11 protein-coding genes are annotated in these 12,972 nt (G+C 66.9%); 7 read left to right on the forward strand and 4 right to left on the reverse strand.

Features of this window, described 5'->3' with window-relative positions; translation table 11 throughout:
* Positions 1-268: 268 nt before the first annotated feature.
* From HV793_RS24660 to HV793_RS24690, 7 genes are all read left to right on the forward strand, one after another.
* Positions 269-781, forward strand: coding sequence for a winged helix DNA-binding protein (locus HV793_RS24660; RefSeq protein WP_035360603.1), 513 nt, complete (start codon positions 269-271; stop codon positions 779-781).
* Between the two features lie 9 nt (positions 782-790).
* The gene (locus HV793_RS24665) at positions 791-2,644 is read left to right on the forward strand and encodes an ABC transporter ATP-binding protein (RefSeq protein WP_342357267.1); all 1,854 of its coding nucleotides are present in this window, start codon (positions 791-793) and stop codon (positions 2,642-2,644) included.
* Between the two features lie 55 nt (positions 2,645-2,699).
* A complete protein-coding gene (locus HV793_RS24670) occupies positions 2,700-4,232 on the forward strand; it encodes an ABC transporter substrate-binding protein (RefSeq protein WP_125472617.1) in 1,533 nt (510 codons plus the stop codon).
* Positions 4,233-4,440: 208 nt separating this feature from the next.
* On the forward strand, positions 4,441-5,364 hold the full coding sequence (locus tag HV793_RS24675) for an ABC transporter permease (RefSeq protein ID WP_125472618.1): 924 nt from the start codon (positions 4,441-4,443) through the stop codon (positions 5,362-5,364).
* A 5-nt stretch (positions 5,365-5,369) separates the two neighbouring features.
* Positions 5,370-6,239 carry an ABC transporter permease gene (locus tag HV793_RS24680; protein ID WP_054452624.1) on the forward strand — a complete coding sequence of 290 codons (870 nt, stop codon included), beginning with the start codon at positions 5,370-5,372 and terminating at the stop codon, positions 6,237-6,239.
* A 34-nt stretch (positions 6,240-6,273) separates the two neighbouring features.
* Positions 6,274-8,013, forward strand: a complete 1,740-nt coding sequence (locus HV793_RS24685; RefSeq protein WP_175214081.1) for a M14 family metallopeptidase — start codon at positions 6,274-6,276, stop codon at positions 8,011-8,013.
* A 63-nt stretch (positions 8,014-8,076) separates the two neighbouring features.
* Complete coding sequence (locus tag HV793_RS24690) at positions 8,077-8,514, forward strand: acetyltransferase (RefSeq protein WP_054452633.1); 438 nt, start codon at positions 8,077-8,079, stop codon at positions 8,512-8,514.
* 23 nt (positions 8,515-8,537) lie between these two features.
* Here HV793_RS24690 and HV793_RS24695 read toward each other — a convergent pair whose 3' ends face one another.
* The 4 genes from HV793_RS24695 to HV793_RS24715 form a co-directional block, all read right to left on the reverse strand.
* A complete protein-coding gene (locus tag HV793_RS24695; protein WP_054452636.1) occupies positions 8,538-8,723 on the reverse strand; it encodes an oxidoreductase-like domain-containing protein in 186 nt (61 codons plus the stop codon).
* A gap of 9 nt (positions 8,724-8,732) precedes the next feature.
* A complete protein-coding gene (locus HV793_RS24700; RefSeq protein WP_054452642.1) occupies positions 8,733-9,305 on the reverse strand; it encodes a GNAT family N-acetyltransferase in 573 nt (190 codons plus the stop codon).
* Between the two features lie 203 nt (positions 9,306-9,508).
* Entirely contained in the window at positions 9,509-11,149 is a 1,641-nt protein-coding gene (locus HV793_RS24710) for a lytic murein transglycosylase (RefSeq protein WP_175214082.1), read from the reverse strand.
* Between the two features lie 415 nt (positions 11,150-11,564).
* Complete coding sequence (locus tag HV793_RS24715; protein WP_175214083.1) at positions 11,565-12,950, reverse strand: MATE family efflux transporter; 1,386 nt, start codon at positions 12,948-12,950, stop codon at positions 11,565-11,567.
* Between the last annotated feature and the right edge of the window lie 22 nt (positions 12,951-12,972).

A 12,972-nucleotide genomic window follows, 5' to 3' on the forward strand; every position in this document is an offset into this window, starting at 1 on the left:
ACCATAGTTCCGCAGTCCGGAACTATCATCTCTACAGCAAGGACGATTTGATGTGAAACAAACAGCAAGCGACTCGGAGCAAGCGACCCTGTGGAATCTTTTACGTGGAGAGGTGCTGCGAATAAAAAATAGGGCGAGTCTGAAAACCGGCGGTAGAGCCTGGGACCAGTTGGTTGAACACGGGTTATCCCCGATACGGGCATATCAACAAATCGTCAATAATTCGCCAACGTTTTATCGCCGATCCGTCCCCTTCCCCTCCCCGCCCATGCCTGTATCCGTCCGGGACGCCATTGTTTCCTCCTCCCATCTGGCCTCTTCAGCCCCCGAGCTTTCCGAAGTCGAATTCGGCCTGATCATCGCCTCGCACGCGTTCAACCGCTGGATGGTGCGCTGCATGGCCTGTGCGGGACTGCCCGAGCTGACCTCACTGGACATCCTGGTGCTCAACCACGTGTTCCACCGCGGCCGGGGCAAGAAGCTGGCGGACATCTGCTTCACGCTCAACGTCGAGGACACCCACCTGGTGAACTACTCGTTGAAGAAACTCGAGCGCCTGGGCGTGGTGCAAAGCGCCAAGACGGGCAAGGAAGTGATCTACACGGCGACCGACGCCGGCGCGGCCGCCATCCAGCGCTACGCCGAAGTGCGCGAGCAATGCCTCGTCAAACCCTTCATCGACTCCCCCGCGGCGGACGACGCCAGCCATCAGCTGGCCAACACTCTGCGCGCCCTCTCGGGCCTGTACGACCAGGCCGCCCGCGCCGCCACCTCCCTGTGAGAATCCACGTTGTCTAGCACCACCGCATCTACTTCCGCCCCGCTGCTGTCCGTGCGCAGCGTGTCGGTCGACTTCAATACCGAAAACGGCGTGTTCCGCGCCGTCGACAACCTGGATTTCGAGGTGCGCCCCGGCAGGACGCTGGCCATCGTCGGCGAATCGGGCTCGGGCAAGTCGGTCACGTCCATGGCCATCATGCGCCTGACGGACTACACCAACGGGCGCATCGCCACGGGACAGATCCTGTTCCGCGACAGCGCCGACCGCGAGATCGACCTGACCGCGGCTTCCGACGAAGACATGCGCGCCATCCGCGGCAACGACATCGCGATGATCTTCCAGGAGCCGATGACTTCGCTGAACCCGGTGTTCACCGTCGGCGACCAGATCGTCGAGGCCATCATGCTGCACCAGCAGCTGTCGCGCTCGGCCGCGCGCCAGGCGGCGCGCAAACTGCTGGAGAAGGTGCGCCTGCCGGACGCCGAACAGATGCTGGACCGCTACCCGCACCAGCTGTCGGGCGGCATGCGCCAGCGCGTGATGATCGCGATGGCGCTGTCGTGCCAGCCGCGCCTGCTGATCGCCGACGAGCCGACCACGGCCCTGGACGTCACCATCCAGGCGCAGATCCTGAACACCGTCCGCGAACTGCAGCGCGACCTGGGCACCGCGGTGATCTTCATCACCCATGACATGGGCGTGGTCGCGGAAATGGCCGACGACGTGGTGGTGATGCTGCGCGGCAAGAAGGTCGAGCAAGGCACCGTGGACGAGATCTTCAACGCGCCCAAGCATCCCTACACCCGCGCGCTGCTGGCGGCGGTGCCGCGCCTGGGCAGCCTGACGGGCCGCGACCTGCCGCTGCGCACGCCGCAGACCGTGCTGGAAGGCGACACGCTGCGCGAAGTGGGCGAGACGCGCGAGCAGGACACCGCGCGCTACGACGAGCCCGTGCTGCGCGTGGAAAAACTGACCACCCGCTTCGACGTGGGCCACAACTTCTTCGGCCGTGTCACGCATCGCGTGCACGCCGTCGAGGAAGTGAGCTTCGACGTCTACCCTGGCGAAACGCTGGCGCTGGTGGGCGAGTCCGGCAGCGGCAAGTCCACCATCGGCAAGACCCTGCAGCAGCTGGTGGCGCCGACCTCGGGCGCCGTGCGCTACAACGGCCAGGACATTTTCTCGATGGACAGCGCCGGCCGCCAACGCCTGCGCCAGGAGATCCAGTACATCTTCCAGGATCCCTACGCCTCGCTGGATCCGCGCAAGACGGTGGCGTTCAGCATCGCGGAACCGATCCGCACGCACGGCCTGTTGACCAGCGAAGACGCCATTGCCCGCCGCATCGGCGAACTGCTGGAGCAGGTCGGCCTGAAGCCCGAACACGCCAAGCGCTACCCGCATGAATTTTCGGGCGGGCAGCGCCAGCGCGTTTGCATTGCGCGCGCACTGGCCAGCAATCCCAAACTGATCATTGCGGACGAATCCGTGTCGGCGCTGGACGTGTCGATCCAGGCGCAGATCCTGAACCTGCTGATGGACCTGCAAAAGGACCGCGGCCTGTCCTATCTGTTCATCACGCACGACATGGCGGTGGTGGAGAAAGTCAGCCATCGCGTCGCGGTCCTGTACCTGGGCCAGATCGTCGAACTCGGCACCCGCCGCCAGATTTTCGAATCGCCGCAACACGCGTACACGAAGAAGCTGCTGGCCGCCGTGCCGGTGGCCGAGCCCGGCCGCCACATCGACACCTCGCTGATCGAAGGCGAGATTCCCAGCCCGGTACGGCGCGTCGGCGACGAACCCGCCATCATTCCCCTGGTTGAATTCGCGCCCGGCCACCAGGTGGCCCGCGCGGCTTGAGCCGCATATCCTTTTTCACGTCGGTCCGTCCGGCTTCCCGTTCCTGGAGTTGAACATGCTCTCCCTACGCAAAACCTACACCGCCACCGCCCTGGCTCTGGCGCTGGGCGGCGCGCTGCCCGCAGTCTTCACGACCGCTCACGCCGCCGGCACGCTCAATGTCGCCATCAACCAGGACCCGGGCAGCTGGGACCCGATCGACACCTTCGTGACCTTCTGGGGTTCGGTGGGCAGCAACCTGTATGACGGCCTGACCATGCGCGGCGCCGACCTGAAGCTGCAGCCGGGGCTGGCCACCAGCTGGGAATACCTGGACGACAACAAGCGCCTGCGCTTCAAGCTGCGCGAAGGCGTCAAGTTCCACAACGGCGAACCCTTCAACGCCGAAGCCGTGAAGTTCACCTTCGAGCGCCTCTTGGGCGCGGAAGGCGCCAAGGGTCCGCAGAAGTCCAACTACGACTCGATCGGCGAGATCAAGGTGGTGGACGAATACACCGTGGACTTCATCCTGAAGCAGCCCGATCCGGTCCTGCTGACCAAGCTGGCCGGCTATGGCGCCATGATCGTGCCGCCCAAGTACATCAAGGAAAAGGGCGAAGACAACTTCAACACCAACCCGGTCGGCACCGGCCCGTTCAAGTTCGAAAGCTACCAGCCCAAGGTCAACGTGACGCTGGCGCGCAATGACGACTACTGGGGCGGCAAGCCCAAGCTGGACAAGGTGGTCTACCGCTTCATCGGCGAGCCGGGCACGCAAGTCGCCGAGCTGCAGGCTGGCCGCATCGACGTCGCCACCCTGATCCCGCTGGGCCTGATCGAAACCGTGAAGAAGTCCGGCAACGCCGATGTCATCTCCACCGGCGGCCCGGTCGCTTTCGCGCTGCGCTACAACACCAAGAGCGGCATCACGCAGAACCGCGACGTGCGCCGCGCGCTGATCATGGCCGTGGACCGCGACGCCATCGTCAAGCAACTGCTGCTGGGCCAGGCCAAGACCATCGCCAGCTTCCAGGGTCCGCAGTCCTTCGGCTACAACCCCGAGCAGAAGCCCCTGCCCTTCAACCCCGCCGAAGCCAAGAAGCTGCTGGCCGCCGCCGGCGTGAAGCCGGGCGCCACCGTGCAGATCGACGTCCGCGGCAGCGATTCGAACTTCCGCGAAGTGGCCCAGGCCGTGTCGGGCTATCTGCAAGGCGTGGGCGTGCGCGCCACGATCAAGCCGTATGAAACCGGCGTGCTGCTCAACGACATCATCCCCGGCGGCAAGACCGGCGAAATGTGGCAGAACCAGTGGGGCGGCTGGACCTACGACTACGACAACACGGCCTACCTGATGTACCACACGGGCCAGAAGTGGAACCCGTACGACAACGACGCCAAGCTCAACGGCATGCTGGAAGCGCAGCGCACGGTCTATGACGTGAAGAAGCGCGAAGCCATGCTGCAGGAGATCGCCGGCTACGTGGCCGACCAGGCGCTGGAAATGCCGCTGTACAGCCTGAACACGATCGTCGGGGTGAACAAGCGCGTGAAGGATCTGGAGGTTCCGGGCGATATCCGCTTCCGGTTCCTGAACGCCTCTGTGGACTGACGCCCCCCCCGAAGCGCTGCGCGCTTCCCCCCAGGGGGCATGCCTGCGGACCGGCAAAGCCGGCTCCGCGGCATCCCGCTTGGGGAGGACCGGTTGCTATTGGCGTGATGACGCTATGAACAACCGGCACTTTTTTGGAATGCTTTTGGCGCTGCCTTGAGGCATTAACCTTACCGACCCGTTCCGGCGCAAGCCGGGACGGCGATTTATGACCGGATTTCTCATCAAACGCGTGTTGCAGGCCGTCTTCGTGATTGTCGCGGTGACACTGCTTGTCTCCTATGCCGTGCGCCTGACCGGCGATCCTGCGCTGATGCTCAGCCAGGGCTCGGGCAGCGTCACCGAGCAGGACCTGGCCAATATCCGCGAGGCGCTGGGCCTGAACCGTCCCTTCTACGAGCAGTACCTGTCCTATATGCAGGGGCTGCTGCATGGCGATTTCGGCCGCAGCTTCATGGGTGGCACGTCGGTCGCCAAGCTGATCGGCGATGCGTTGCCCGCCACGCTGATGCTGGCGTTCACCTCGCTGCTGGCGTCGATCCTGATCTCGCTGCCGCTGGGCATCCAGGCCGCGATCAAGCGCGGCAAGACCACGGACCAGGCGATTCGCATCCTGTCGCTGGTGGGGCTGTCCTTTCCCAATTTCTGGCTGGCGCTGATGCTGGTGCTGCTGCTGTCGATCACCTTCCCGCTGTTGCCGCCGTCCGGCTGGAGCGGGCCGGCCAGCCTGGTGCTGCCGTCGCTGACGATGGCCATCATCCTCAGCGCCACCAACATCCGCCTGGTGCGCACCACCATGCTGGAAACGCTATCGGCGCAATACATCATGGTGGCGCGCAGCAAGGGACTGAAGGAACGCGTGGTGCTGTACAAGCACGCGCTGCGCAACTGCGCGATTCCGCTCATCACCTACCTGGGCCTGCAGTTCGGCGGCCTGATCGGCGGCATCGTGGTCATTGAAATGGTCTTCAACTGGCCCGGCCTGGGCACGCTGGCGTTCGACGCCATCTCCGGCCGCGACTACCCGGTGCTGCAGGGCACGGTCACCGTGCTGGCCTCCGTCATCGTCCTGGTCAACCTGATCGTCGACATCGCCTACGGCATCGTCGACCCCCGCATCCGCACGCGCTGAGCCTTATGCAGACTACTACCCCCACCGCCGCCGCTGCCAAGGCGGCCAAGCCCCGCAGCCGCTACCGCTCGCTGGAATTCGTGCTGGGCGCGCTGCTGACCGGCACCATGATCGTGCTGGTGCTGACCTCCGGCTGGCTGTTTCCCGACGGCGGCGAAGCCATGGACCTGGCCGCCCGCTTGATGGCTCCCTTTACCTCTGCGGCCCACCCCTTCGGCACCGACCCGCTGGGCCGCGACGTGCTGGCCCGCGTCATCGTCGGCGGCAAGATCTCGCTGACGGTGGGCTTCGCCTCGGTCGTCGGCGGCGCGCTGCTGGGCATCGTCATGGGCCTGATCGCCGGCTACTACCGCGGCTTCTGGGACATGATCGTCATGCGCTTTGCCGACGTGCAGCTGGCGCTGCCGTTCATCCTGGTGGCCATCACCTTCATCGCCATCCTGGGCGGCGGGCTGTTCAACGTCATCTTCTTCATGATCGTGTCGCAGTGGGTGCAATACGCGCGCCTGGTGCGCGCCCAGGTCCTGGCCCTGCGCGAGCGTGAGTTCGTGCTGGCCGCCCGCGCCTTCGGCGTGCGCGACCTGGCCATGATCCGCCACCACATCGTGCCCAATCTGCTGGGTCCGCTGGTCATCCTGATGACGCTGAACGTCGCCAACAACATCCTGCTGGAAAGCAGCCTGACCTTCCTGGGCCTGGGCGTGGACCCCATGATCCCGAGCTGGGGCGGTATGCTTGCCGACGGCCGCACGTATATGCAGACGGCCTGGTGGGTCAGCGTCTTCCCGGGCCTGGCCATCATGCTGACGGTGCTGGGCCTGAACCTGCTGGGCGACTGGCTGCGCGACCGCCTGGATCCGACCGGCAAGGTCTGAAGCCGCCCCGGTCCGCCTGAAAGGAATATCGAGTATGTCTTTGCTGGAAAAAACATTCGACCGCACGCTGGACGCCTGGACCCACGCCTACATGGCGCCGGCCTGGCGCGGCGCGGTCGTGGAAGGCTGGCTGTTCGAAGGCGTGGAAGCGCGCCGCGCGGCCCAGGAACGCCTGGCGCAAGCCGGCGTCACGGCGCGCTTTCGCAGCGCCTACAAGCCGCTGCTGCACTACTTCCTGGAAGAGGTCGAGCGCGAAGGGCTGGCGTCCGTCGTGGTGCGCTATCCGCTGCACGAACATGCACAGGCCAAGCGCTTCACGCTGGAAGCCTATCCGCTCATCGCGCTGCTGCAAGGCGTGGACGTCGCCATGCAGCCCGGCGCCGATGACCTGCACTATGACGTCAGCCTGCGCTACGCCGATGGCCGCGAACTCGATACCCGCGTCTATGCGCCCAACCAGGTCGGGTACGCCCAGGACGGCACGCCCGAACTGTCGCCCACCGGCTGGCTGCGCGTGCGCGACGCCGAAGGCGCGCTTCAGACCGATGCCGCCCAGGCCACCGAATACCAGCAGGCGTTCCGCGCCATCCTGGACACGGTGCGCAACCATGCCTGGGGCGCGCACGAGCCCTATTTCGAACGCCTGGAAATCCGCGTGGATCTGCCGGGCATCGACTTCGCCCTGCCGGTGGACGAGGAAATCGTCAGCACCTTCGAGGCGCTGCACGAAGACATCTATTTTTCGCTGCTGGAACACTTCCAGAAACACTCGGGCCGCCCCTCCGGCGACCGCGGCCTGCAACCCGGCCAGATCATTCCCGACATCCGCCGCCACGACGGCGCGGCGCGCGTGCAGATCTCGCTGGAGCATTTCGGCGCCCTGGCGCCCGTTGCGCCCGCGCCGCTGGCTGCACCGCTGGCCCAGGCCCGCGAACCGCTGTCGGCAGGCCAGATCGCCAGCTGCATGGCGGCGTTCGGCGGAGACTCCTTCCAGGCCGTATCGCGCCAGGGCCGTCCGGTGCTGGGCACCTACCTGCGCGGCCCCGGCCCCGCGGTCTTCATTTCGGGCGCGCAGCACGCCAACGAAACCTCTGGCGTCGTCGGCGCCCTGCGCGCGGCGCAAACGCTAGCCGAGCGCGGCGACGCGCACTTCGCCCTGATCGCCGCCGAAAATCCCGATGGCTACGCGCTGTTCAACCGCCTGCGCGCGCACCACCCGCGCCACATGCTGCACGCCTCGCGCTACAGCGCGCTGGGCGACGACATCGCCTACCGCGAGCGCGCCCCGTTCTTCGAACGCGAAGGCCGCCACCAGGCGCATGCGATCAGCGGCGCGCAGCTGCACATCAACCTGCACGGCTATCCCGCCCATGAATGGACCCGGCCGCTGTCCGGCTACCTGCCTCGCCATTTCGAGCTGTGGACCATCCCCAAGGGCTTCTTCCTGGTGCTACGCCATCACCCGGGCTGGGGCGACCGCGCCCACCGCCTGATCGAGGGCGTTACCGCCAGGCTGGCCCGCACCGTTCCCGGCCTGGTCGAGTTCAATGCGCGACAACTTGAACTATTCCAGGCGCACGCGCTCGAAACCGGATTCGACGTGCTTAACGGCATCCCGGTGCAGATCAGCGAAAGCGACCGCGAAGACCTGCCCATGGCGTTGATTTCCGAGTTTCCGGATGAAACCGTCTACGGCGAGCGCTTCGTTTTCGCGCATACTGTGCAGATGGAAACCGTCCTGGCGGCGACCGAGCTCTACCGCGCAGGGCTCTAGCGGCAAAAAGACCGGCGTAGCCAAGGACCGCGCCGGCACCCGACCTGTAAAACCATTAGAAAAATGAATATCCGAGAACGCAACCACGGCGATGACCTGGCCCTGGTGGACATCTGGCTCCGTTCGGTACGCGCCACCCACACGTTCCTGACGGAAAAGGAAATCCAGGCCATGTACCCGCAGGTGCTCAATACCGACCTGCCTTCGGTGCGGGTCTGGGTCTGTGAGGACGATGCCGGCGAAGTCGCTGGCTTCATGGGCCTGAACGGCAACAAGGTCCAGATGCTGTTCGTGGATGCCAACAAGCGCGGCAAGGGAGCTGGCCGGCGCCTGCTGAACTTCGCGCGCTCGCTGCACGGCACCCTGGTGGTGGACGTCAACGAACAAAATCCCCAGGCCCACGGCTTCTACAAGCACTACGGGTTCGAGGACGTGGGCCGCTCGGAGCACGACGACGCGGGTCGCCCTCGTCCCATCATCCACATGAAGCTGGCGGGCTGACGCCTGCCCGCCCCGCCAGGCGCCTAGCCTTTGGATTGCTCCGGATGCCTGGCCCGCCAGGCTTTCAGCGCTTCCCGGTAATCGTCCATGGCTTCGTTGTAGGTGTCATAGACACAGGGGATGCAGCCGCTGTTGCAACACTCTTCGGGTTCGGGCGCGACGGGCGGAACGGGTTGCGGGTCGTCGTCGGGGATCTGCTTGGTGCTCATACCCGAATCTTAGCGCCGATGCCCTGCGCCAGCCGCCGCGTCCGCCTCTGGCAGCGGCCATTCGGCGCGGCGGATTTCGTAGCGACGCTTGCCAGCGCCGCCCGCTCCCGCGCCGCCGATCTGGCGCATGCCGCATTTTTCCAGCACCCGGCAGGACGCGGCATTCTCTTCCAGCGCCACGGCCGACAGCGCCTCGACCGGCAAGCGCCCGAATCCCAACGACAGCAGCGCCTGGGCGATTTCGGTGGCATATCCCATGCCCCAGCTCGCGGGGAGGAAGGCATAGGCGACCTCGACCTCGTCGCAGCCCCGCGACTGGGTGCGCTTCAAGCCCGCGCGGCCCGCCAGCGCGCCGCTGGCGCGGTCGGCCAGCACATACATGCCGTAGCCCAGCTCGGCCCAATGCTCGACGTTCTGCAACAGATAGCGGCGGCTGGCCGAGTCCGTCCGGGTGCCGCCCATGGTGGCCATGAGGCGCTCGTCCGCATGCATCGCGGCAATGAAGGAAAAATCAGTTTCGTCCATGCGCCGGGCTTGCAGCCGGGCGGTCTGGAAAGTGTCGGGGAGCAGTGCGGCGGACATGGCGGGCGGAAGGAATGGCGTGACGGAAATGATACCGGCGGACGGCCCGCCGGCCCATCGTCCAACGGACGAATCCCCCGGGCCGAGGCCGGCCCCGGGGCGTGGCTTTCAACTGCGGTGCACGTCCGCGAACGCGATGCTCTCGTACTGGTCCGCCAGGGCCGCGGCGTTTTCACCGTAGCCCTGCGTGCCGGAAGCCCCTGTCATTGCTGGGCTGCCGGCCGAGCCTGGATCGCCGCGGGCGGCCAGGTGGCCTTGATGGCGTCGTAGATGCGCTTGCCCACGCGGCCGTCTTCCGGCAGCTTGCGCTTGACCTGTTCTTCGCGCACGGCATCGCGGGTCTTGCTGCCCGGAATGCCGTCGGCCACGCCTACGTCATAGCCCAGGCCGTAGAGCATCTCCTGGAGCTCCTTGATCTGCGCGCGCGACAGGCCGGGGTCGTCCGTGGGCCAGGCCGCGACGAGATCCGGACCGCCTTGCAGGCGATTGAGCAGCATCGACACCGCCAAGCCATAGCGGCGCGACTGGTTGTAATGCAGGATGGCGTCGAAATTCACGGTCGCCAGGAACACCGGGCCAGCGGAACCCGTGGGCGCGAACAGATAGGCCTGCTCGTCGTTGCCCGACGCCAACTTCAAGGCCGAGCCGTTGCCCTGCTTCACGCCGGCCTGGGCCCACTGGGCTATCGTGCGGCGGTCCTGCGAGCCCACGTATTCGGCTTCGGGCGAGGCCGGAATGGCAGAGGCCAGCTCGGCCGGCACACGCACTTCGATCACGGCGGGCAGGCTGTGCGTCCACTTGGCGCGGCGCTTGCGCAGGTGATTGGCGGTCGACGCCAACGCGTCGGGCAGCGAGTTGTAGAGATCGATCTTGCCGTTGCCGTCGCCATCGGCGGCCAGTTCATAGAACGAGGTCGGGATGAACTGCGTCATGCCGAAGGCGCCGCTCCAGGAACCGACGAAGCTGTCCGCCGGCACCACGCCGTCGCGCAGCAGGCGCACCGAGGCGTAGGCGTTCTTTTCCCACAGCGACTTGTTCTCGGTGCAGGCGCGCGTCAGCCAGGCGTCCAGCACATTGGTCCTGCCGACCTGGCGGCCGTAGTTGGTCTCGATGCCGAAGATCGCGACCAACGTGGCCGGATCCACCTGGTATTGCTGGCTGATGGCCGACAGTTGCGGACCATACTTGGCGAGCACCCCCAGGCCGTCGCGCACGCGCTCTTCGTCCACGGTCTTGGCGATGTAGTCCCACCAGGCCTCGCGCCCCTCGGGCTGGCCCTTGGCCGATGCGACCGTGGTGGGCAGCAGCTTGGCGTTGGCGGTGTATTTGTCCCAATCGGCCACGGTCAGGCCGTTGGCCGTGGCGCCCTTGCGCAGCTTGGCGATGCAGGCCTTGGTGTCGAGTTCGGTCGGGATGATGACCGTGGGCGCGGGGGTGGCGGTGGCGGCGGGCGCCGCGGTGGCAGCCGGCGCAGCCGTTGCGGCAGGCGCAGCGGTCGCCGCCGGGACGGCAGCGGCCGGAGCCGCCGCGGGCGCAGGCAAGGTCGCGGGCGCGGGCAAGCTTGCCGGCGCGGGCGCAGCCGACCTGGGAGGCAACACCTGGCCGGCCCGGTCATCGGCCGGAGCCGCCGGCGCGGTGGCGGCTGGCGCGGGAGCGTCGTCGAAGCTGCGTTTGGGCGTCAGGGCCGGCAGGGTCTGCACCGGCACCGACGGCTGGGCGCGCGATCCAGTGGCTGAAGCAGGCCCCTGCGCCTGAGCGGCGCCGGCTGCGGCGGCGGCAAAAGCCGCGGCCAGCAGCACACGGGAGAAGGTGTCGATTCGAAGGCGTACGGAACGCTGACGCATGGCAATCCTGAAAAATCGAAGTCAGCCGGGATCGTACCGCGACCGGCCGTCAAAATCGAACGGCCTCCTGGGCAGGCCCGCCCGCATTGCCGCCCAAACGCCTTGCAGGCTGGAAGCAACTTCGCGGCGCCCTAGGCGACTCTCAGCCGAGGCTGCCCGGAGCCATCCGAAGCGCAGCCCCACCGGGGCGAGCATCGGAATGGCGCAGGGTGGCCTCGGCGGCTAAAGGACTCTGACATCCGCAAGCTCGAATCCCTGCCACCCGCACTTCGGTTTTGGGAAGCACGGTTCTTGAGCCGCCGGCGTCCGGACTGCGGGATTCCGATGCTCGCCCCGGTGGGGCTGCGCTTCGGATCCCTCCGCCCGGTCACCGGCTCACGGCATCTACCCATGAAGGGGATCCGAAAACAGTGCATTAGGCAGCCTGCCGCGCTTGCGCCGCCGCGCTCGCGGGCGGCGCGCGCAGCACGCGCCGGCACAGCAGCATGGCGATCAGGCTGAACAGGGCAAAGCCCACGGTCTGCCCCGCCAACACGCCTTCCGGGCCGCCGTAATGCGCGCCCAGCCAGACGAAGGGCAAGGTGCCCACAGTGGCGCGCAGCCAGCCGATGGCGGTGGAGTACGTGGCATAGCCCAGGTTGTTGAACACCGCGACGGCGACGAAGTACAGGCTGTTGAGCGCCCAGGCGAAACTGCCGTAGCGGCAGAAAAAAACGATCAGGTCGCGCCCAGGTCCGGTCACCTGGAACAGATCCGGCATCCAGGGCGCCAGCAAGGCCAGCAGGACCGCCACGCCGAAGCCATACGTCAAGGACCAGCGCGCGGTCAGGCGCGCCGTCTCCTGTACGCGGTCCCATTGCCCTGCGCCCAGGTTCTGCCCCAGGATGGGCCCGATGGCGCCGGGCAGTACGAAGAACAGCGCGTAGGCCAGTTGCAGCACCCGGTCCACCACGGTGGCGCCCGCCATCACGCTGGAGCCGAAGCCGGCGTATGTGGACAGGGTGAAGATGACTGCCGCGGGCGTGGCCAGCGTGGTCAGCGCGGCAGGCAAGGCGATCCGCCCAATTGCGGCCAGGTGCGCACGCAGCGCGGCGCCGGCGGGCCAAGTCACCAGGCGATGCTTGCCGAACACCAGCCAGGCGCCCAGCGCCACTGTGACCAGGCGGCTCATGCCGCCGGCCCAGGCCACGCCCTCCATGCCACCGTCCAGCACGAAGATGACCAGCGGATCCAGCGCCGCGACCGCCGCCGTCCCCGCCAGCAGCACCCACATGGACTGGCGGCCATGGCCGGCGGCGCGCAACAGGTTGGACAGCATCATGCCCACGCCCATCACGACCGCGAACGGGGTCGTGATGAGCACATAGGACAGCAGATGCGCGCGCACGTCCTCCGCCAGGTCGATGGCTGCCGTGTAGGGGCCGATCACGGCCAGGAACAACGCGCCGGACACGAGCGCGGCGGCAACCATCAGCACCAGCGAGGCGCCCGCCAGCGCGCGGGCGCGCGGCGCATCGCCCGCCCCCAGCGCGCGCGACACCAGGGCCGTGCCGCCCACGCTCACGCCGATGCAGACCGAGATGATGGTGAACTGCGTCATCGATCCGAAGCCCACCGCGCCCAGCACCGCCTCGTCCTTGAGCGTGCCCAGGTACAGCAGCGACAGGAACTCCACCGCGAACACGGCCAGCATGCTGGCCCAGCCGGTCAGGACCATTTCCAGCACATGCGGGCCCATCGGCCCGGAGACGAAGCGGGCGCGCGGGTCGGATGCGGCGGTGGACAGGTTTTCAGAGGTCATGAGGCTCGTGGATGGAGCGCGG

This window comes from Achromobacter aegrifaciens, from assembly GCF_902859965.1.
GTDB classification, from domain to species: Bacteria; Pseudomonadota; Gammaproteobacteria; order Burkholderiales; family Burkholderiaceae_B; genus Achromobacter; species Achromobacter aegrifaciens.

Excerpts from the sequence above, each read along its gene's own strand:
- HV793_RS24660 (WP_035360603.1), top strand. The coding sequence starts at position 269 with ATGCCTGTATCCGTCCGGGACGCCATTGTTTCCTCCTCCCATCTGGCC.
- HV793_RS24670 (WP_125472617.1), top strand. The coding sequence starts at position 2,700 with ATGCTCTCCCTACGCAAAACCTACACCGCCACCGCCCTGGCTCTGGCG.
- HV793_RS24675 (WP_125472618.1), top strand. The coding sequence starts at position 4,441 with ATGACCGGATTTCTCATCAAACGCGTGTTGCAGGCCGTCTTCGTGATT.
- HV793_RS24680 (WP_054452624.1), top strand. The coding sequence starts at position 5,370 with ATGCAGACTACTACCCCCACCGCCGCCGCTGCCAAGGCGGCCAAGCCC.
- HV793_RS24685 (WP_175214081.1), top strand. The coding sequence starts at position 6,274 with ATGTCTTTGCTGGAAAAAACATTCGACCGCACGCTGGACGCCTGGACC.
- HV793_RS24690 (WP_054452633.1), top strand. The coding sequence starts at position 8,077 with ATGAATATCCGAGAACGCAACCACGGCGATGACCTGGCCCTGGTGGAC.
- HV793_RS24695 (WP_054452636.1), bottom strand. The coding sequence starts at position 8,723 with ATGAGCACCAAGCAGATCCCCGACGACGACCCGCAACCCGTTCCGCCC.
- HV793_RS24700 (WP_054452642.1), bottom strand. The coding sequence starts at position 9,305 with ATGTCCGCCGCACTGCTCCCCGACACTTTCCAGACCGCCCGGCTGCAA.
- HV793_RS24710 (WP_175214082.1), bottom strand. The coding sequence starts at position 11,149 with ATGCGTCAGCGTTCCGTACGCCTTCGAATCGACACCTTCTCCCGTGTG.
- HV793_RS24715 (WP_175214083.1), bottom strand. The coding sequence starts at position 12,950 with ATGACCTCTGAAAACCTGTCCACCGCCGCATCCGACCCGCGCGCCCGC.